The sequence below is a fragment of the Mycoplana sp. ABR4_002 genome (assembly GCF_056159645.1).
Genome location: NZ_JBSWVO010000001.1, coordinates 2519921 through 2539448, shown reverse-complemented (window position 1 = coordinate 2539448; position 19528 = coordinate 2519921). Strand labels below are relative to the sequence as shown.

The window sequence follows — 19528 nt, the reverse complement described above, 5'->3', positions numbered from 1 at the left end:
GATGATCGCGGTCACCACCCTCAAGGACAGGAACGTCGCGCTCTTCGGGCTCGGGGGATCGGGCCTGGCGACTGCCCAGGCCCTTGCCGCCGGCGGGGCGAGGGTTCTCGCCTGGGACGACAACCCGGACAGCGTCGCTGCGGCCGCGGCGGCCGGCATCGCCGTGGCCGACCTGCGCCACATCGACTGGGCGGCGATGTCGGTGTTCGTGCTGTCGCCGGGCGTGCCGCTGACGCATCCCAAGCCACACTGGAGCGTAGACCTCGCGCGGGCCGCAGGCGTCGAGATCATCGGCGACGTCGAACTCTTTGCCCGCGAGCGCCGTGCGCACGCGCCCGACTGCCCGTTCATCGCGATCACCGGCACCAACGGCAAGTCGACGACGACGGCGCTGATTGCGCACATTCTCAAGGCGAGCGGACGCGACACGCAACTCGGCGGAAACATCGGCACCGCCGTGCTTACGCTCGAGCCGCCGAAGCCCGGCCGGTTCTACGTGGTCGAATGCTCCTCCTACCAGATCGACCTGGCCCCGACGGTCGACCCGACCGCGGGCATCCTGTTGAACCTGACGCCGGACCACCTCGACCGTCACGGCACGATGCAGCACTACGCCGACGTCAAGGAACGCCTCGTCGCCGGTAGCGACACGGCGATCGTTGCGGTCGACGACAGCTACACCGCGCGGATCGCCGACCGCATCGAGCGCTCCGGCACCAGGCTCGTGCGCGTCTCGCGCCGGCACCCGTTGGCCGACGGCATCTTTGCCGACGGGACGCGGATCCGGATCGCCCACGGCGGGACGGCGCGGCAGATGGCCGACCTGACCGAGATCCAGACGCTCAGGGGCGGCCACAATGCCCAGAACGCCGCGGCGGCGATCGCCGCATGCCTGGCCGTCGGCGTCAGCGAAGAAGAGATCCGCGCCGGCCTTGCCTCCTTCCCGGGCCTGAAGCACAGGATGCAGCCGGTGGGCCGCAGGACTGGCGTCGTCTTCGTCAACGACTCCAAGGCGACCAACGCCGAGGCCGCCGCGCCGGCGCTGTCGAGCTACGACCGCATCTACTGGATCGCGGGCGGCCTGCCGAAAGAGGGCGGCATCGCCAGCCTGTCCGGCTTCTTTCCGAAGATCGCCAAGGCCTATCTGATCGGCGAGGCGGCGGCCGCCTTCGCAGCGACGCTGGGCGACGCGGTCGCCTACGAGATTTCCGGAACGCTGGAGCGGGCCGTGCTGCACGCGGCGGCGGATGCCGGGAGGGACGAGACCGGGCCGGTTGCCGTCCTGCTGTCCCCGGCTTGCGCAAGCTTCGACCAGTACAAGAACTTTGAAGTCAGGGGCGATGCCTTCGTCGGCCACGTCGCCGCCCTCCCGGGCGTGACCATGCTGATCAAGGCGAACGGTTAGGGGAGATACGATGGTTAGTCGTGCCGAGCGGGGTCCGGTTGCCGACTGGTTCTGGACGATAGACAGGTTCTTTCTGGCGGCGTTCATCCTGTTGCTGGGGATCGGCTTCATGCTGTCCTTCGCCGCCAGTCCCGCGGTGGCCGAGCGGCTCAACCTCGACAGCTTCCACTTCGTCAAGCGCCACGCCGCCTTCCTGCTGCCGGCGATCGCCACCATGGTGGCGATCTCGTTCCTGTCGCCACGGCAGGTCCGGCGAACGGCGGTGATCCTTTTGGTCGTGTCGCTGGCGATGATGGTGCTGGCGCTGTTCATCGGCGTCGAGGTCAAGGGTGCTCGGCGCTGGATCTCGCTCGGCAGCCTGTCGATCCAGCCGTCCGAGTTCATGAAGCCGGCCTTCGTCGTGATCTGCGCCTGGCTGTTCTCCGAGCACGCACGGCAGCCGGAAATTCCCGGCAACCTGTTCGCCATCCTGCTCTTCGGCATCGTCGCTGCCCTGTTGGTGGCCCAGCCCGACCTCGGCCAGACGATCCTGGTCACCGCCGTCTGGGGCGGCATGTTCTTCATGGCCGGCATGCCCTGGATCTGGATCGTCCTGCTCGGCGGGGTCGCCGTCGGCGGCTTCGTCTCGGCCTATTTTCTCTTTGACCACGTGGCCGGCCGCATCGACCGGTTCCTCACCGGCGAAGGAGACACGTTCCAGGTCGACACCGCGCGCGAGGCGATCATCCGCGGCGATTGGTTCGGCAAGGGACCGGGCGAGGGCGTGGTCAAGCGCATCATTCCCGACAGCCACACCGACTTCATCTTCTCCGTCGCGGCGGAGGAGTTCGGCATCGCCTTCTGCATGGTCATCGTCGCGGTCTTCGCCTTCGTCGTGCTGCGCGGGCTGAACCATGCCTTCAAGGAGCGCAACGATTTCACCCGCTTTGCCGTTGCCGGCCTGGTGCTGCTGATCGGCACCCAGTCGATGATCAATGTCGGCGTGAACCTCGAGCTCTTGCCGGCCAAGGGCATGACCCTGCCGCTCATCTCCTATGGCGGCTCGTCGATGATCGCCATCTGCGTCACGGCGGGCTTCATCCTGGCGCTGACGCGCCACCGGCCGGAAAAGCGCGCCGTCGAGCGGAGCCTTTTTCGCTCCGGAATGATCGCCGCGGAGTAGATCGATGAGCAAGGGCATTATCCTGCTGGCCGCCGGGGGGACCGGAGGCCATCTCTTTCCCGCCGAGGCGCTGGCGCACGAACTGAAAGCGAGCGGCTGGTCCGTGCACCTCGTCACCGACAGCCGTGCCGAGCGCTTCGCCGGCCGGTTCCCGGCCGACGAGATCCATGTCGTGCCGTCGGCGACGATCGGCTCGAAGAACCCGGTGAAGGTCGTCACCTCGCTCCTGACGCTGTGGAAGGGCCTGCGCGCGGCGCGCAGGCTGCTGTCGCGGTTGCGGCCGCATGCCGTCGTCGGGTTCGGCGGCTACCCCACGCTGCCGCCGCTGCTTGCGGCGACCGGGATGGGGATTCCGGCGATGATCCACGAGCAGAACGCGGTGATGGGGCGGGCCAACCGGGCGCTGGCCGCGCGCGTGCAGGCCATCGCCGGCGGCTTCCTGCCCGAAGACGTGGGAAGCCATGCCGCCAAGACCGTGACTACCGGCAACCCGGTGCGGCCGGCGGTTGTCGAAGCCGCCGCGGTGCCCTACGAGCCGCCGTCGGCGGATGGCGAGTTCCGTCTCGTCGTCTTCGGCGGCAGCCAGGGCGCGCAGTTCTTTTCGAAAGCGGTGCCGCAGGCGGTCTGCCGGCTCGGCGACGCCAAGCGCGCGCGCATCCGCGTCACCCAGCAGGCCCGCCCGGAAGACCGCGAAGGCGTCGTCGCCATCTACGACCGGCTCTCGGTTCCGGCGGAGGTCTCGCCGTTCTTTGGCGACATGGCCGAGCGGCTGGCCAAGGCTCATTTCGTCATCTGCCGGTCCGGCGCCTCGACGGTGTCGGAGATCGCCGTCATCGGCCGACCGTCCGTGCTGGTGCCCTATCCCTACGCCCTGGACCATGACCAGGCGGCGAACGCCGCCGCCCTGGCCGCCAATGGCGGGGCGCAGGTGATCGCGCAGGCCGAGTTGTCGGCCGAGCGGCTGTCGCAGATCATCGCCGAGGCGATGAGGAGCCCGGAGCGCCTGGCGGCGATGGCCGAGAGCGCCCGCAAGACCGGCAAACCCGACGCCGCGCGCTTGCTCGCCGGGATGGTAGAGGCTATTGCGGGCGGAAAGTCGATCGCTGAATTCAAAGGAGAACGGCCATGAAGATGCCGAAGAGCATAGGGCTCGTTCATTTCATCGGGATCGGGGGCATCGGCATGAGCGGCATCGCCGAGGTGCTGCACAATCTCGGCCATCGGGTGCAGGGCTCCGACCAGTCCGACAGCGCCAATGTGCAGCGCCTGCGCGAGAAGGGCATCAAGGTATTCGTCGGCCACCAGGCCGAGAACATCGGCGACGCCGAGGTCGTTGTCGTCTCGACCGCGATCCGGCCGAGCAACCCTGAGCTTGCGGCGGCCCGCGAACGGCTGCTGCCGGTGGTGCGCCGGGCGGAGATGCTGGCCGAGCTGATGCGCTTCCGCAACGCCATTGCCATCGGCGGCACCCATGGCAAGACCACCACCACCTCGATGGTGGCGGCGCTGCTGGAGGCCGGCGGCCTCGACCCGACGGTCATCAACGGCGGCATCATCAATGCCTATGGCACGAACGCGCGCATGGGCGAGGGCGAATGGATGGTCGTCGAGGCGGACGAATCCGACGGCACCTTTCTCAAGCTCCCGGCCGATGTCGCGGTCGTCACCAACATCGATCCCGAACACCTCGACCACTACGGCAGCTTCGACGCCGTGCGCGCGGCCTTCCGCCAGTTCGTGGAGAACGTACCCTTCTACGGCTTCGGCGTCATGTGCCTCGACCACCTGGAGGTTCAGGCTATGGTGAGCCGCATCGAGGACCGCAAGGTCATCACCTACGGCGAAAACCCGCAGGCCGACGTGCGCTTCGGCAACGTACGCATGGACGGCGCCACCTCGGTCTTCGACGTCGAGATCCGCAAGCGCCGCACGGGCCAGGTGATCGAGATGAAGGACCTGCGCCTGCCGATGCCGGGCCGCCACAACGTCTCCAACGCCACCGCCGCGATCGCGGTGGCGCAGCGCCTCGGCATCAAGCCGGAAGCCATTGCCAGGGGGCTGGCGTCCTTCGGCGGGGTGAAGCGGCGCTTCACCCTCACCGGCACGGTCAACGGCATCAGCATCTACGACGACTACGGACACCATCCGGTCGAGATCAAGGCGGTGCTGAGGGCGGCGCGCGAGGCCTGCCAGGGGCGAATCATTGCCGTGCACCAGCCGCACCGCTACAGCCGCGTGCACAGCCTGTTCGAGGAATTCGCCGGCTGCTTCAACGACGCCGACACGATCATGATCGCGCCGATCTACGCAGCCGGCGAGGAGCCGATCGAGGGAACGACCGCGGAAGCGCTGGTTTCCCGGATCAAATCCGGCGGGCATCGCGATGCCCGCTACCTTGAGGGGCCGGAGCAACTTGCCTCCACCATTTGCGAGATTGCTAAGCCCGGCGACTTTGTGGTTCTCTTGGGAGCTGGCAGCATCACCTACTGGGCTGCAGCGCTGCCCAATGAACTTGCAGGCATTTCGGGAAACACGGCATGAAACAGGTGGATGGCGGGAAGTTGCTGGCGTCGCTGGGCGACGGCCTCAAGGCGGTTCGCGGCAGGCTGACGGCGGACGCGCCGATGGACCGTGTCACCTGGTTCCGGGCCGGCGGCCTCGCCGAGGTCATGTTCCAGCCGCATGACGTCGACGACCTCGTGACCTTCCTGAAGCTGTTGCCGGACAGCGTGCCGCTGATGGTGGCTGGCGTCGGCTCCAACCTGCTCGTGCGCGACGGCGGCATCCGCGGGGTCGTCATCCGGCTCTCGGCGAAGGGCTTCGGCGACCTTGAACTGGTGGGCGACAGCCGGATCAAGGCCGGCGCCATCTGCCCCGACAAGAACATCGCGGCGATGGCGCTGGATCACGGCATTGCCGGCTTCGAGTTTCTCTACGGCATCCCGGGCTCGATCGGCGGGGCGCTGCGCATGAATGCGGGCGCCAATGGCGGCGAGACCAAGGACCTGCTGGTCGAGGTGCACGCGGTCGACCGCAAGGGCAAGTTCCACGTGCTGTCGAACGCCGATATGGGCTACAGCTACCGCCAGTCGAGGGCGCCGGAGGGCTTGATCTTCACCCATGCCGTCTTTGCCGGCCAGTCCGGCGACAAGGCGCAGATCCGCGAGAAGATGGATGCCGTCCGCCAGCATCGCGAGACGGTCCAGCCGATCCGCGAGAAGACCGGCGGCTCGACCTTCAAGAACCCCGAGGGGCACTCGGCCTGGAAGCTGATCGACGAGGCGGGCTGCCGCGGACTGATGATCGGCGGGGCGCAGATGTCGCCGATGCACTGCAACTTCATGATCAACACCGGGCAGGCGACGGGATACGAGCTGGAATATCTCGGCGAGACCGTACGCAGCCGCGTGCTCGAGCACTCGGGCATCCTGTTGCAGTGGGAGATCAAGCGCGTCGGAAACTTCATGCCGGGATACGAGATCAAGGAATTCCTCGGCCGGGCGACCGCCTGAGGCTTCCTCCCCCGGGAGTTGCCTCGCCGACATCCGCCTCGGGCCGTTACCGTCCGGAGCCGGAACCGTCGCGACGCGCTTTGCCCACCCCGCCCCGCCTGGAAAGGCTGCCGGTCCCATAGATTGTTAACACCCTGCCACTAGCATCGTGCGCGCTTTGGAGCAGGTGATGATCGAGCGCGTCAAGACATGGGTCAACAGTCAGCTCGCCCTCGGGGAGTTCTCCTCGCGGCGGCAGGTCATGCGCCGTTCGGCTGTGATGGCGGGGCGGATCGCCGCGCTCGCCTGCACCATGGTCGTGGCCGCGCACTGGATCCTCGAGGTGGCCGGAATGCTGCCGTACGACCTGATCGACGCGCTCGTCATCGGAATAGTCGTCACCCTGTTCGTGTCGCTGACGGTTGCGTTCGCCGCCTATTACGTGGTCGGGCTTGCCGTCTATGACCTGACGGTCTCACGCGCCGAGTTCGAACGCCTCAGCCGCACCGACTCCCTCACCGGCCTGCTCAATCGCCGGGCCTTTCTGGAGGCCTTCCAGGCTGCCGTTTCGCCCGCATCGCTGGCAATCCTCGACATCGACCGGTTCAAGTCGATCAATGACACGCTCGGCCACGTGGCGGGCGACGAAGTCATCGTCGCCGTCGCCCGGGAACTGGAGCAGTTGAGCGGCGGGCGACACATCGTCTCGCGGATCGGCGGGGAGGAGTTCGCCGTCCTTTTCTGCGATGTGGCGCCGGAGCAGACGATGCGGCTGGTCGAGCAGACCTGCGCGCGGATCCAGGGCAGGACGGTGGTGTCCGGCGCGCGCGAGATCGCCGTGACGGTCTCGGCCGGCGTTGCGGATCATCGTCGCGGGCGCAGTTTCGACGACCTCTTCACCCATGCCGACCGGGCGCTCTACCTGGCCAAGGTCTCGGGGCGCAATTGCGCAGTGCACGAGCGGGAGGTCGAGCGCCTGTCGCCGCCGGCACGAAACCAGGAACGCAGCATCGCGGACCCCGATCGCAACGCCGCCCACGGCCGGTCCTGACGGGCCTTGCGCCGTCCTCCTGTGACAGCGTGCGCTTTGCCTGCGCGGGCGGCGCGCGACGCCTGCCGCATACTTTTCCTTGCGTCGCCGTCAACTCTCTGATTCCACGGGGAAAACGGGGGTTGCTCTTTGATTCGGGCAGGTGGTTGGTCAGCGGCTGCCCGAAGCGGTTAACGAAAGTAAACCGTTCGTTAACCATAATGCCGTTGTAGTCGGGTGATCTCGCGGATCGAGTCGGGCGGGTGCAATCAGGTCCACGCAAGCGAGATCGGGTAGTGTGCAGGAGTCCGGGGGTTGAGATGAGCAAGCATGTGGCAGTGCTGATGGGTGGCGTGTCCTCCGAGAGGCCCGTAAGCCTCTCGTCCGGCAACGCCTGCGCTGACGCGCTCGAGCGGGCGGGCCATCGTGTCACCCGTGTCGACGTCGGGCACGACGTGGCAACGGTGCTTTCGGAGCTGAAGCCCGAGGTGGCCTTCAATGCGCTGCACGGTCCCTTCGGCGAGGACGGCACGATCCAGGGCATTCTCGAATACCTGCAGATTCCCTATACCCACTCCGGCGTGCTCGCCTCGGCGCTCGCCATGGACAAGGCGCAGGCGAAGATCGTGGCGAAGGCGGCCGGCATCCCGGTTGCCGAGGCCCGGGTGATGGACCGGTTCGAGTTCACCTCCCGGCACCCGATGAAGCCGCCCTACGTGGTCAAGCCGGTGTGCGAGGGGTCGAGCTTCGGCGTCGTCATCGTCAAGGAGGATCAGCCGCATCCGCCGCAGGTCATCACGTCCGACGCGTGGCGCTATGGCGACCGGGTGATGGTGGAGCGGTACGTCCACGGGCGCGAGCTCACTTGTGGCGTCATGGGCAATGTGGCCCTTGGCGTGACCGAGGTGGTGCCGCAGGGCCACGGTTTTTACGACTACGACGCCAAGTACGTGAAAGGTGGATCGAAACACGTTCTTCCGGCGCAAATTTCACCAAATATTTACCAAAAAATACAAACACTCGCACTCAAGGCGCATCAAGCGATCGGGTGCCGCGGCGTCAGCAGATCGGACTTCCGGTACGACGACCGTTTCTCCGAGAATGGCGAGATTGTGTGGCTGGAGATCAATACCCAGCCCGGCATGACCCCGACCTCCCTGGTGCCCGAGATGGCCGAGCATGCCGGCCATTCGTTCGAAGAATTCTTGACCTGGATGGTGGAGGACGCGTCTTGTTTGCGTTGACCGGCCGAAAGAAAAGCAGGAGCCGACAGGCAAGCGCCTCGGATCTCGCCGAGGCGGACGGCGGTCGCGTCCTGCCGCGCCCGCTGCGCCGGATCGTCCGCTTCGCCGTCGGTCTCGCGGTGGGGCGCGTGCACATCCCGCGCCACGCGGGGACGATCGCCGCCGTCTCGTTTCTTGCCGCCACCGGCTTCTACGGCATGTCGCTCGGCGGCCACTCGCACGACTTCGCCCAGGCGACGACGACGGCCGCCGGCTTCGCCATCGACGACGTCAAGGTGTCCGGCGCGCGCGAGACGTCCGAGATCGACATCCTCGAACAGCTTGGCCTCGATGGCACCACCTCGCTCGTGGCGCTGGACGTCGAGGAGGCGCGGCAGAAGCTGATGGGGCTGCCGTGGGTGGAACAGGTATCGGTGCGCAAGGTCTATCCCGGCACGATCGAGGTCGTCCTGAAGGAGCGAACGGCGTTCGGCATCTGGCAGCACGGCAACGATCTCTCCCTGATCGAGAAGAACGGCAGCGTGATTGCGCCGCTGCGAGACAACAAGTTTTCGACCCTGCCGCTGTTCGTCGGCCGCGACGCGGAAACGGCGGCCGCCGATTTCGACAAGCAGTTCGACGCCTGGCCGGACATCAAGGTCCGCGTGCGGGCCTATGTCCGTGTCGCCGGCCGGCGCTGGGACCTGCGGCTCGACAACGGTGTCGTCGTCATGCTGCCGGAAACCAACATTGCCCGGGCGATGCATGTGCTGTCGGAATTCGACGCGCAGCAGGGTCTTCTCGAGCGCGACATCGCCGCCGTCGACCTGCGGCTCGAGGACCGCACAACGATCCGCCTGACGGAAGGGGCCGCCGCCCGCCGCAAGGTGGTGCTGGAGCAACGGACGAAGGAACTCAAGAAGGTGACCGATCGCTCATGAGTATCTTCGGCTCCTCCCATTTCGGTCTCCCGCGCCTGAAGCCGCTGAACGCCAAGCGGTCGCACGTCGTCTCCGTGCTCGACATCGGCTCGACCAAGGTCGTCTGCATGATCGGCCGGCTGACGCCGCGGCCCGAGAGCGAGATCCTGCCGAACCGCACGCACTCGATCGAGATCATCGGCATCGGCCATCACCGCTCGCGCGGCGTCAAGAATGGCGTGATCGCCGACCTGGACGCGGCCGAGAGCGTCGTCCGGCTGGCGGTCGACGCGGCCGAACGCATGGCGGGGCTGACCATCGACAGCCTGATCGTCAATGTGTCCGCCGGCCGCCTCCAGAGCGACATCTACACCGGCACGATCGATCTCGGGGGCCAGGAAGTGGAGGCCGCCGACCTGCGCAAGGTGCTCGCCGCCGCCGGCCAGCGCTCGCTTCGGAGCGACCGTGCCATCCTGCACTCGCTTCCGACCGGCTTCTCCCTCGACGGCGAGCGCGGCATCCGCGATCCGCTGTCGATGTTCGGTGACGTCCTCGGGGTCGACATGCATGTGCTGACGGCCGAGCGTACCGCGCTCAAGAACCTCGAGCTCTGCGTCAACCGCGCGCATCTGTCGGTCGAGGGCATGGTGGCGACGCCCTATGCCAGCGGCCTGTCGGCCCTCGTCGACGACGAGGTCGAACTCGGCTGCGCCTGCATCGACATGGGCGGCGGCACGACCACCATCTCGGTATTCGCCGAGGGCAAGCTCGTTCACGCCGATGCGGTCGCGCTTGGCGGCCACCATGTGACAACCGACATCGCCCGCGGTCTTTCGACCCGCATCGACGACGCTGAGCGGCTCAAGGTGGTGCACGGATCGGCCCTGCCGAACGCCTCAGACGAGCGCGACATCGTCGCGGTCCCGCCCATCGGCGAGGACGACCGCGACCAGCCGACCCACGTGCCGCGGGCGCTGCTGTCGCGCATCGTCTGCGCCAGGATCGAGGAAACTCTGGAACTGATCCGCGACCGCATCCAGCGCTCGGGCTTCTCGCCGATCGTCGGCAAGCGGATCGTGCTGACGGGCGGCGCGAGCCAGCTCACCGGCCTGCCGGAGGCGGCGCGGCGGATTCTCGCGCGCAACGTCCGCGTCGGCCGGCCGCTCGGCGTCTCGGGCCTGCCGGCCGCCGCCAAGGGCGCGGCCTTCTCCACGGCGGTGGGACTGATGATCTACCCGCAGGTGGCGGAACTGGAGGCGCATTCGACGCAGGGCGGCATGCTTGCGTCGCTTGCCGGCGGCAGCGGCCGCATCGCCCGGGTCGGGCAGTGGCTGAAGGAGAGTTTCTGATGCGTTTGTCGCGGGTGTTTGCGTAGGCGGAAGAGCGAATACGGGTTTTTGAGGAATTGGCCGGTGCGGCGATGCGGGCCAGAACAGACAGAAGGAACAACGACAATGACTATCAAGCTGCAGAAGCCGGACATCACTGAGCTGAAGCCCCGCATCACCGTGTTCGGTGTCGGCGGCGGCGGCGGCAACGCGGTCAACAACATGATCACCGCCGGGCTCCAGGGCGTCGACTTCGTCGTCGCCAACACCGATGCCCAGGCGCTGACGATGACCAAGGCCGAGCGCATCATCCAGATGGGCGCCCAGGTCACCGAGGGCCTCGGCGCCGGCTCGCAGCCGGAAGTCGGCCGCGCGGCCGCCGAGGAGTGCATCGACGAGATCATCGATCACCTCAACGGTACGCACATGTGCTTCGTCACCGCCGGCATGGGCGGCGGCACCGGCACCGGGGCCGCGCCGATCGTCGCGCAGGCCGCCCGCAACAAGGGCATCCTGACCGTCGGCGTCGTCACCAAGCCGTTCCACTTCGAAGGGGGCCGCCGCATGCGGCTCGCCGAGCAGGGCATCCAGGAGCTGCAGAAGTCGGTCGATACGCTGATCGTCATCCCGAACCAGAACCTGTTCCGGATCGCCAACGACAAGACGACGTTTGCCGATGCCTTCGCCATGGCCGACCAGGTGCTCTACTCAGGCGTCGCCTGCATCACCGACCTGATGGTCAAGGAGGGCCTGATCAACCTCGACTTCGCCGACGTCCGCTCGGTCATGCGCGAGATGGGTCGGGCGATGATGGGCACCGGCGAAGCCTCCGGCGAAGGCCGCGCCATGGCCGCCGCCGAGGCTGCGATCGCCAACCCGCTGCTCGACGAGACCTCGATGAAGGGCGCGCAAGGCCTGCTGATCTCGATCACCGGCGGCCGCGACCTGACCCTGTTCGAGGTGGACGAGGCCGCGACCCGCATTCGCGAGGAGGTCGATCCGGACGCCAACATCATCCTCGGCGCCACCTTCGACGAAGAACTGGAAGGCCTGATCCGCGTCTCCGTCGTCGCCACTGGAATCGACCGCGCAGCGGCGGAGGTTCCGAGCCGGAATGCCGACTTTCGCGGTTCGAGCAAGCCGCTGATCCGTCCGTCCGCCGCCGTCCCGGTCCAGCCGCAGGCGGTGCAGCCGGCAGCGCCCGCTGCGGCGACGAGCCAGCCGGCACAGCCGGCCGCAACGGTGGCCCAGCAGCCGCTGCGGCACGCCGATCCGATCTCCGAGACGATCCTTGCGGCCGAACTCGGACTCGAGCGCGAACTGGCCCTTCCCGAGGCGAAGGCCGCTGCCGCGCCGCAGGAAGAGTTCCGCCCGCAGAGCCGCATCTTCGCCGCTGCCCCGGCGGCCGAGGCACCCGTCGCCCGGCCGGCGCCGATCCAGCCGCCGCAGTACCAGAGCGCGCCGGTCGCCCAGCGCCCCGAGCCCTCGGCGCCGATCATCCGTCAGGAGCCGGTGGCCAGCCGCATGCCGAAGATCGAGGATTTCCCGCCGGTGGTGAAGGCCGAGATCGACCATCGTGCACAGCAGCCGGCGCATGTGCAGCCGGAGGAGCGCGGCCCGATGGGCCTTCTGAAGCGCATCACCTCTTCGCTGGCGCGTCGCGAGGACGACGAGCCGCAGGCGGCAGTCGATCCGGCACCCGTCCAACAGCGCCGGCCGCAGCTGTCGCCTGAGGCCAGCCTCTATGCGCCGCGTCGCGGCCAGCTCGATGATCACGGCCGCGTCAGCCCGCAGCCGCGCACGCTGAGCGAGGACGACCAGCTCGAGATCCCGGCCTTCCTGCGCCGGCAATCGAACTGAGGTTGTAACGGTTGATGACAAGGGACCCGGATCCGTGATCCGGGTCTTTTCATTTTATATAAAAGTTTCAATGTGATGGCATGTGTGTCAAACCCGTAACATATCGAAAGAAACAGTGATTTGTAACGAGATTGGCACACAACTACATTCCGCCCGGAAACGGAGGCATGGCATTGATTCAAGGGCGGTTTTTCCCTCCTTGCCATGAATCCGGTAGCGCAGCCCGAATCGTCGATGCCGGCGGTTGCGGTGCGCGCTGAAAGAAATCGATCGTCGGTGCGGCGCCGGCGCAAGACAAGGCTAGAATAAAATGTCCATCAGTTTGCTGGGTTTTCAGACGACGATCTCGAGCCCGGTCACCATTTCGGGCACGGGCGTCCACTCCGGCGCAGTCGTCTCGATCACCTTCCATCCGACCGAGGCCGACAGCGGAATCGTCTTCCAGCGCGTGCACGACAACGGCGCGATCACCGAGTACCGCGCGGTATCCTCCCAGGTCGGCAATACCGACCTCTGCACCGTCCTCGGCTTTTCGGCGGAGAAGTCGATCGCGACCATCGAACACGTGATGGCGGCGCTCTATGCGCTATCGCTCGACAACGTTCTGATCGAGGTCCACGGCGCGGAAATGCCGATCATGGACGGCAGCTCGGCTCCGTTCATCGAGGCGATCGACCAGGTCGGCCTTCGTCCGTTGGCGGTCAAGCGCCGCTACATTCGTGTCATCAAGCCGGTCCGGGTCGAGTCCGGTGCGTCCTGGGCGGAATTCACCCCCCATGACGGCACCCGCTTCGAAGTCGAGATCGACTTCGACTGCCCGCTGATCGGCCGCCAGGCCTGGAGGGGGGAACTGACCCCGGCGACGTTCCGCAGCGAGCTGTCGCGGGCGCGCACCTTCGGCTTCATGCGCGATGTCGAGCGGCTGTGGGCTGCCGGTTATGCGCTCGGCTCGTCGCTGGAAAACTCGGTCGTCATCTCGGATGACAACCAGGTGATCAACGTCGAGGGGCTGCGCTACGGGGACGAGTTCGCGCGTCACAAGACGCTCGACGCCGTCGGCGACCTGGCGCTGGCCGGTGCTCAGTTCATCGGCTGCTATCGCTCCTATCGCGGCGGACACAAGATGAACGCACATGCGCTGAAGGCGCTGCTCAACGACCGTTCGGCCTACGAGGTGGTGGAGGCTTCGGCGCCGCGCGCCCGTGCCGGCCAGCGTGAGCTTGTCGCCGTGAACGCACCGGAGTTTGCTCCCTGGTCGGCTTGAGGACCGGGAGCAAACGACCGGCGTTGTTGTGGTTTCCCACAATCCTTGCCACAAAATTGCGTTAATGCTTCGCCATGGCGTTGCGGGCCGCGCGACTTTGAGGCTAGAAACGCGTTCAATGAGCGGCGCCCATCGAGCGGCGCCGCATCGATTTGGGATTGTCAGATGAAATTTGCAGGGACTGTTGGTGCGAAGCGATGGACGCGGATTGCCTGCGTTGCTCTCCTGGCCGCGACGCCATTGGCGCTGACGGCATGCCAGTCCGATCCCGACATCGACATCACCAAGCTGACGGTCGAGACCGATCCGCCCGAGGTTCTCTACAATCAGGGCCTGGCTAACCTGAACGCCGGCAAGGTCACGGAGGCCTCGCGCAAGTTCGAGGCCATCGACCGGCAGCACCCGTTCTCCGAATATGCGCGCAAGGCGCTGGTGATGACCGCCTTCGTCAACTATCGCCAAGGCCGGACGGACGAGGCGATCGCGGCCGGCAAGCGCTATCTCAATCTCTATCCGGAATCGCAGGACGCGGCCTACGCCCAGTACATTGTCGGGCTTGCCTACGCCAAGCAGATCCCGAACGTCACCCAGGACCAGCGCGCCGCCAACAACACGATCGAGGCGATGCAGAACGTCATCACCAAGTATCCGGATTCGGAATACGTGGAAGACGCCCAGATCAAGATTCGCTTCGCGCGCGACCAGCTGGCCGGCAAGGAAATGCAGGTCGGCCGTTACTATCTGGAGCGGAAGGAGTACCTCGCCGCCATCTCGCGCTTCCGCGCGGTGGTGGAGAAGTACGGAAACACCAACCAGATCGAGGAAGCCCTCGCGCGACTCGTCGAAACCTATTATGCCATGGGTATCGTCAGCGAGGCGCAGACCGCCGCGGCCGTGCTCGGACACAATTACCCGGACAGCCAGTGGTATGCGGACTCCTACAAGCTCCTGCAGTCCAAGGGGCTTGAGCCACGGGAGAACGCTGGATCCTGGATTTCGCGCGCCGGCAAGAAACTCATCGGCGCCTGAGCTGAGAGATATGGTCGCGCATGCTGGCACAGCTTTCGATCCGCGATATCGTCCTGATCGAACGACTTGACCTGGGCTTCGAGGCCGGGCTCTCGGTCCTGACCGGCGAGACCGGCGCCGGGAAATCCATTCTGCTTGACAGCCTGTCGCTTGCGCTCGGCGGTCGCGGGGACGGCGCACTGGTCCGTCACGGTCTCGAGAAGGGGCAGGTGACGGCGGTGTTCGACGTGCCGCCCGGCCATCGCGCGCGTGCGCTGCTGCGCGAGAACGGCATCGACGACGACGGAGACCTCATCTTCCGCCGGGTTCAGTCCGCGGACGGGCGCACCAAGGCCTATGTCAACGACCAGCCGGTGTCGGTGCAACTGATGCGACAGGCCGGCCAGCGCCTCGTCGAGATCCACGGCCAGCACGACGACCGGGCGCTGATCGATACCGATGCCCACCGCATCCTGCTCGACGCCTTCGGAGGGCTGGGCGAGGCCGTGGGCCAGGTGACGACGCTCTACCAGCGCTGGAAGGAGGCCGAACGCGCGCTTCGCCGCCATCGCGAGAAGGTCGAGGCGGCGGCGCGCGAGGCGGATTACCTGCGGTCCTCGGTGGAGGAGCTGGAAAAGCTCTCCCCGCAGGACGGCGAGGAAGAGGTGCTGGCCGAGGAGCGGGCGCGGATGATGAAGGCCGAGCGGATCGCCGGCGACATCAGCGAAGCCAGCGACTTTCTCAACGGCAACAGTTCGCCCGTCCCGGTGATCGCCTCGATGGTGCGCCGGCTGGAGCGCAAGAGCCAGGAGGCGCCGGGCCTCCTTGAGGAAACGGTCGAACTGCTCGGCCGCGCCGTCGACCAGTTGTCCGACGCGCAGATGGCCGTCGAGGCGGCGCTGCGCAAGACCGAGTTCGACCCGAAGCTGCTGGAGCGGACGGAGGAGCGCCTGTTTGCCCTTCGCGCCGCCTCGCGCAAGTACTCCGTCCCGGTCACCGGCCTGCCGGCGCTCGCCACGCGGATGATCGCCGATCTCGCCGATCTCGACGCGGGCGAGGAGAAGCTGGCCAAGCTCGAGCTGTCCGTCGCCGAAATGCGCACCGCCTATGCGGCGGCGGCGCGCGCGCTCTCCGAGCGCCGCCACAACACGGCCGAGGCCCTGGCTGCGGCGGTGATGGCGGAGCTTCCGGCACTGAAGCTCGAGCGCGCCCGGTTCATGGTCAACATCACGACGGAGCCGGACGGGGGCAGCGAGGACGGCATCGACACGGTCGAGTTCCACGTGCAGACCAACCCCGGCACCCGGCCCGGCCCGATCATGAAGGTGGCGTCGGGCGGCGAGCTGTCGCGCTTCCTGCTGGCGCTCAAGGTGGCGCTTGCCGACCGGGGCTCGGCGCCGACCCTGGTGTTCGACGAAATCGACACCGGCGTCGGTGGCGCGGTGGCCGATGCCATCGGCCAGCGGCTGAAGCGGCTGTCGTCGACGGTGCAGGTGCTGTCCGTCACCCACGCGCCGCAGGTCGCGGCCCGCGCGGCCACACATCTTTTGATCTCGAAGGCTCCGGTCGAGGGCAGCGAGGCGGTCGCCACCCGCGTCGCCCGGATGGACGAGGGGGCGAGGACCGAGGAAATCGCCCGGATGCTGGCCGGGGCGTCGGTCACGGAAGAGGCGAGGGCAGCCGCGGCGCGGCTACTGTCGGGCGGCGGCTGAGTCCTGGCCGGCGCGCGCCGCATGGCTGTGACCCACGATGCACGAAGCTGTTCTCGCTCGCGGTTAACATCGGCGCGAAGCCAGGTCTTTTTCGCCGGGCCATCTTTCGCATCTATCAATTTTCCTTTCGTCCCAGTTGCACTAGAACCAACTCGCTGAATCGCGCGGAGTGAGCCATGGCGACCGAAAAGACCCCCGTCGAAGACCTGAGCGAGGTCCAGGCTGCAGCCGAACTCGCCTTCCTGGCGGCGGAAATCGCCCGACACGACGCGCTCTATCACGGCAAGGACCAGCCTGAGATCTCGGACGCGGAATACGATGCGCTGAAGCGGCGCAACGACGCCATCGAGGCGCGCTTCTCGGCCCTTGTTCGCGACGACAGCCCCTCGCGGCGGGTCGGTGTCGCCCCACTGCCGAGCTTTGCGCCGGTCGTCCACGCCCGGCCGATGCTGTCGCTCGACAACACCTTCTCCGACGAGGACGTGCGCGACTTCATCGCCTCGGTCTACCGCTTTCTCGGCCGCCTGCCGGACGGCTCGATCGCGTTCACGGCCGAGCCGAAGATCGACGGGCTCTCCATGTCGATCCGCTACGAGAACGGGCGGCTCGTCAATGCCGCCACGCGCGGCGACGGCACGACCGGCGAAAACGTCACCGCCAACATCCTGACCATCGCCGAGATCCCGAAGCGGCTGCCTGCGGGCGCGCCGGCCGTGGCCGAGGTGCGCGGAGAGGTCTACATGGCCAAGAGCGACTTCCAGGCGCTGAACGCGCAAATGGCCGCCGAGGGCAGGCAGACCTACGTCAATCCGCGCAACACCGCTGCAGGTTCGCTGCGCCAGCTCGATCCATCGGTGACGGCGAGCCGGAAGCTGCGCTTCTTCGCCTATGCCTGGGGCGAGATGTCGGCGATGCCGGCCGAGACCCAGTTCGACATGGTGGACGTGCTCAAGTCCTGGGGATTTCCGGTCAATCCGCTGATGAAGCGGCTGTCCGACGTGGAGGCGATCATTGCGCACTACCGCGAGATCGGCCTCGCCCGGCCGGAGCTCGACTACGACATCGACGGTGTCGTCTACAAGGTCGACCGGCTCGACCTGCAGGAGCGGCTGGGGTTCCGCTCGCGCTCGCCGCGCTGGGCGACGGCGCACAAGTTCCCGGCGGAGCAGGCGCTGACGACGCTGACGGCGATCGACATCCAGGTCGGACGCACCGGCGCGCTGACGCCGGTGGCGCGGCTGGAGCCGGTGACGGTCGGCGGCGTGGTCGTCACCAACGCGACGCTGCACAACGAGGACTACATCCGCGGCGTCGGCAACAGCGGCGAGCCGATCCGCGAGGGGCGCGACATCCGCGTCGGCGACGTCGTGGTGGTGCAGCGCGCCGGCGACGTGATCCCGCAGGTCGTCGACGTCGTGCTGGAAAAGCGCCCGGCCGATGCCGTGCCCTATGCGTTCCCGCAGACCTGCCCGGTGTGCGGCAGCCACGCCGTGCGCGACATCAACGAGAAGTCCGGCAAGGTCGACGCGGTCCGGCGCTGCACCGGCGGCTTCGTCTGCCGCGCGCAGGCGGTGGAGCACCTGAAGCACTTCGTCTCCCGCAACGCCTACGACATCGAGGGGCTGGGGTCGAAACAGATTGACTTCTTCTTCGAGGCCGAGGACCCGGCGCTGTCGATCCGCACCGCGCCCGACATCTTCACGCTGGAGCAGCGCCAGGCCGCGTCGCTGACCAAGCTCGAGAACATCGAGGGCTTCGGCCGGGTCAGCGTGCGCAAGCTTTTCGACGCAATCAACGCGCGGCGCGACATCGCGCTCCATCGCTTCATCTATGCGCTCGGCATCCGCCATGTCGGCGAGACCACCGCCAAGCTGCTGGCCCGGGCCTACGGCACCTATGCGGCCTTCGAGGCCGGTATGAAGGCGGCGGCGCCCCTGAGCGGGGAGGCGTGGAACGAACTCAACGACATCGACGGCATCGGCGAGGTCGTCGCGCGGGCGATCGTCGAGTTCTTCAAGGAGCCGCGCAATCTCGACGTGATCGAGCGGCTGCTGAAGGAGGTCCGGCCGGAAGCGGCGGCAGCACCGGCTGCCGGCGACAGCCCCGTGGCCGGCAAGACCGTGGTCTTTACCGGCTCGCTCGAGAAGATGACGCGCGACGAGGCCAAGGCGATGGCCGAGCGGCTCGGCGCCAAGGTTGCCGGATCGGTCTCGAAGAAGACCGACCTGGTGGTGGCCGGCCCGGGGGCGGGCTCGAAGCTCGACAAGGCACGCGAATTCGGCGTCGAGGTCATCGACGAGGACCAGTGGTTCGAGCGGATCAAGGCGTGAGCCTTTCGCCGGAGAGCGCCGCTCAGCCGTTCCGCTGGCGGCGATCGGGGCCTTCCTGGATCACGACCAGCGCGCCGACCAGCCGCTCGCCCTCGGCGTAGCAGGGCGTCAGCCTGCGCCTGATCACGACGACCTTGCCGCCGGTTTCGCGAGCGTTGGTGTGCTCGACGATCTCGCCGGAGAAGCAGCGGTCGAGATTGGTCTTGATGCGGGCGTCGAAACGCTCCGGCCCGACGACATCGCGCAGGTGGCGGCCCATCAACTCGTGCGGCTTGCGGCCGAGGTGCGCCGCATCGGCGACATTGGCATAAAGATAGCGGTAGTCGGTCGTGACGACCGAGACCCGCTCGGCGAGCCGATCGAGCTGGCCGACGTCGAGCGCGCCGTTGAGGATCGGGTCCGAGACGCTGGGGAGGCCGTTGCTGTCGGCCGGTCGGGTCCGCACGGTGATGTAGCGCCTCAGCAGCGATTCGATCAGGTCAGCGTTGATACGCACCAGGCATGCGTCGTCCGCGCCCTCGCGCAGGACCCGCAGCAAGGCCGTGAACTGCGCATGCTGTTCCGCCGCGTCGCCGGCCTGGTGATCCACGAGCGTCTTCAGCGACGATACCATCTCCCGGTCAAGGCGATCGACGAGCGGCGTATCGTCCGCGGCGACGGCCTGCTGCAAGCGGCGATAGCGGTCCCAGAAAGCCTCTGTCAGGCGTTCCGTCGCCCCAGCAGGGCCCGTACGGGCCGTCCGAGATTCCATTTTCGTCATTGGTCCCGCCTAAGACGTGGCCGTCACAATCCCCG

The 19528-nt window shown here is 67.2% G+C and carries 15 protein-coding genes; 14 read left to right on the top strand and 1 reads right to left on the bottom strand.

Annotated features, from left to right (window positions below; genetic code table 11):
* Window position 1 precedes the first annotated feature (1 nt).
* The 14 genes from murD to ligA all read left to right on the top strand — a co-directional run bounded on the left by murD (window position 2) and on the right by ligA (window position 18733).
* Entirely contained in the window at window positions 2–1405 is a 1404-nt protein-coding gene (gene murD / locus ACXAGF_RS12230) for a UDP-N-acetylmuramoyl-L-alanine--D-glutamate ligase (protein ID WP_475017387.1), read from the top strand.
* Window positions 1406–1415: 10 nt separating this feature from the next.
* Window positions 1416–2567, top strand: a complete 1152-nt coding sequence (gene ftsW / locus ACXAGF_RS12225) for a putative lipid II flippase FtsW (protein WP_475017385.1) — start codon at window positions 1416–1418, stop codon at window positions 2565–2567.
* 4 nt (window positions 2568–2571) lie between these two features.
* Window positions 2572–3696 carry an undecaprenyldiphospho-muramoylpentapeptide beta-N-acetylglucosaminyltransferase gene (gene murG, locus ACXAGF_RS12220; RefSeq protein WP_475017383.1) on the top strand — a complete coding sequence of 375 codons (1125 nt, stop codon included), beginning with the start codon at window positions 2572–2574 and terminating at the stop codon, window positions 3694–3696.
* Window positions 3693–5108, top strand: a complete 1416-nt coding sequence (gene murC, locus ACXAGF_RS12215; RefSeq protein ID WP_475017382.1) for a UDP-N-acetylmuramate--L-alanine ligase — start codon at window positions 3693–3695, stop codon at window positions 5106–5108. Before murG ends, murC begins: the two co-directional genes overlap by 4 nt.
* Window positions 5105–6079: a UDP-N-acetylmuramate dehydrogenase gene (gene murB, locus ACXAGF_RS12210; protein ID WP_475017380.1), complete on the top strand. Its 975-nt coding sequence runs from the start codon at window positions 5105–5107 to the stop codon at window positions 6077–6079. The genes murC and murB overlap by 4 nt, the downstream gene beginning before the upstream one ends.
* Window positions 6080–6248: 169 nt before the next feature.
* Window positions 6249–7109 carry a GGDEF domain-containing protein gene (locus ACXAGF_RS12205; RefSeq protein ID WP_475017378.1) on the top strand — a complete coding sequence of 287 codons (861 nt, stop codon included), beginning with the start codon at window positions 6249–6251 and terminating at the stop codon, window positions 7107–7109.
* A gap of 299 nt (window positions 7110–7408) precedes the next feature.
* Window positions 7409–8332, top strand: coding sequence for a D-alanine--D-alanine ligase (locus ACXAGF_RS12200; protein WP_475017376.1), 924 nt, complete (start codon window positions 7409–7411; stop codon window positions 8330–8332).
* Complete coding sequence (locus ACXAGF_RS12195) at window positions 8320–9252, top strand: cell division protein FtsQ/DivIB (protein WP_475017374.1); 933 nt, start codon at window positions 8320–8322, stop codon at window positions 9250–9252. Before ACXAGF_RS12200 ends, ACXAGF_RS12195 begins: the two co-directional genes overlap by 13 nt.
* A complete protein-coding gene (gene ftsA / locus ACXAGF_RS12190) occupies window positions 9249–10580 on the top strand; it encodes a cell division protein FtsA (RefSeq protein ID WP_475017372.1) in 1332 nt (443 codons plus the stop codon). The genes ACXAGF_RS12195 and ftsA overlap by 4 nt, the downstream gene beginning before the upstream one ends.
* Window positions 10581–10685: 105 nt before the next feature.
* Complete coding sequence (ftsZ, locus tag ACXAGF_RS12185; RefSeq protein ID WP_475017370.1) at window positions 10686–12419, top strand: cell division protein FtsZ; 1734 nt, start codon at window positions 10686–10688, stop codon at window positions 12417–12419.
* Window positions 12420–12729: 310 nt separating this feature from the next.
* Window positions 12730–13683 carry a UDP-3-O-acyl-N-acetylglucosamine deacetylase gene (gene lpxC, locus ACXAGF_RS12180; protein ID WP_475017368.1) on the top strand — a complete coding sequence of 318 codons (954 nt, stop codon included), beginning with the start codon at window positions 12730–12732 and terminating at the stop codon, window positions 13681–13683.
* 165 nt (window positions 13684–13848) lie between these two features.
* On the top strand, window positions 13849–14712 hold the full coding sequence (locus ACXAGF_RS12175) for an outer membrane protein assembly factor BamD (RefSeq protein ID WP_475017366.1): 864 nt from the start codon (window positions 13849–13851) through the stop codon (window positions 14710–14712).
* 20 nt (window positions 14713–14732) lie between these two features.
* Window positions 14733–16403: a DNA repair protein RecN gene (recN, locus tag ACXAGF_RS12170; RefSeq protein ID WP_475017364.1), complete on the top strand. Its 1671-nt coding sequence runs from the start codon at window positions 14733–14735 to the stop codon at window positions 16401–16403.
* Window positions 16404–16579: 176 nt separating this feature from the next.
* Complete coding sequence (gene ligA, locus ACXAGF_RS12165) at window positions 16580–18733, top strand: NAD-dependent DNA ligase LigA (protein WP_475017362.1); 2154 nt, start codon at window positions 16580–16582, stop codon at window positions 18731–18733.
* Between the two features lie 22 nt (window positions 18734–18755).
* Here ligA and ACXAGF_RS12160 read toward each other — a convergent pair whose 3' ends face one another.
* Complete coding sequence (locus ACXAGF_RS12160) at window positions 18756–19493, bottom strand: PAS domain-containing protein (protein ID WP_475017360.1); 738 nt, start codon at window positions 19491–19493, stop codon at window positions 18756–18758.
* Between the last annotated feature and the right edge of the window lie 35 nt (window positions 19494–19528).

What these genes read in the sequence shown, in the direction of transcription:
- murD (WP_475017387.1), top strand. Translation starts at nt 2, where the DNA reads ATGATCGCGGTCACCACCCTCAAGGACAGGAACGTCGCGCTCTTCGGG.
- ftsW (WP_475017385.1), top strand. Translation starts at nt 1,416, where the DNA reads ATGGTTAGTCGTGCCGAGCGGGGTCCGGTTGCCGACTGGTTCTGGACG.
- murG (WP_475017383.1), top strand. Translation starts at nt 2,572, where the DNA reads ATGAGCAAGGGCATTATCCTGCTGGCCGCCGGGGGGACCGGAGGCCAT.
- murC (WP_475017382.1), top strand. Translation starts at nt 3,693, where the DNA reads ATGAAGATGCCGAAGAGCATAGGGCTCGTTCATTTCATCGGGATCGGG.
- murB (WP_475017380.1), top strand. Translation starts at nt 5,105, where the DNA reads ATGAAACAGGTGGATGGCGGGAAGTTGCTGGCGTCGCTGGGCGACGGC.
- ACXAGF_RS12205 (WP_475017378.1), top strand. Translation starts at nt 6,249, where the DNA reads ATGATCGAGCGCGTCAAGACATGGGTCAACAGTCAGCTCGCCCTCGGG.
- ACXAGF_RS12200 (WP_475017376.1), top strand. Translation starts at nt 7,409, where the DNA reads ATGAGCAAGCATGTGGCAGTGCTGATGGGTGGCGTGTCCTCCGAGAGG.
- ftsA (WP_475017372.1), top strand. Translation starts at nt 9,249, where the DNA reads ATGAGTATCTTCGGCTCCTCCCATTTCGGTCTCCCGCGCCTGAAGCCG.
- ftsZ (WP_475017370.1), top strand. Translation starts at nt 10,686, where the DNA reads ATGACTATCAAGCTGCAGAAGCCGGACATCACTGAGCTGAAGCCCCGC.
- lpxC (WP_475017368.1), top strand. Translation starts at nt 12,730, where the DNA reads ATGTCCATCAGTTTGCTGGGTTTTCAGACGACGATCTCGAGCCCGGTC.
- ACXAGF_RS12175 (WP_475017366.1), top strand. Translation starts at nt 13,849, where the DNA reads ATGAAATTTGCAGGGACTGTTGGTGCGAAGCGATGGACGCGGATTGCC.
- recN (WP_475017364.1), top strand. Translation starts at nt 14,733, where the DNA reads ATGCTGGCACAGCTTTCGATCCGCGATATCGTCCTGATCGAACGACTT.
- ligA (WP_475017362.1), top strand. Translation starts at nt 16,580, where the DNA reads ATGGCGACCGAAAAGACCCCCGTCGAAGACCTGAGCGAGGTCCAGGCT.
- ACXAGF_RS12160 (WP_475017360.1), bottom strand. Translation starts at nt 19,493, where the DNA reads ATGACGAAAATGGAATCTCGGACGGCCCGTACGGGCCCTGCTGGGGCG.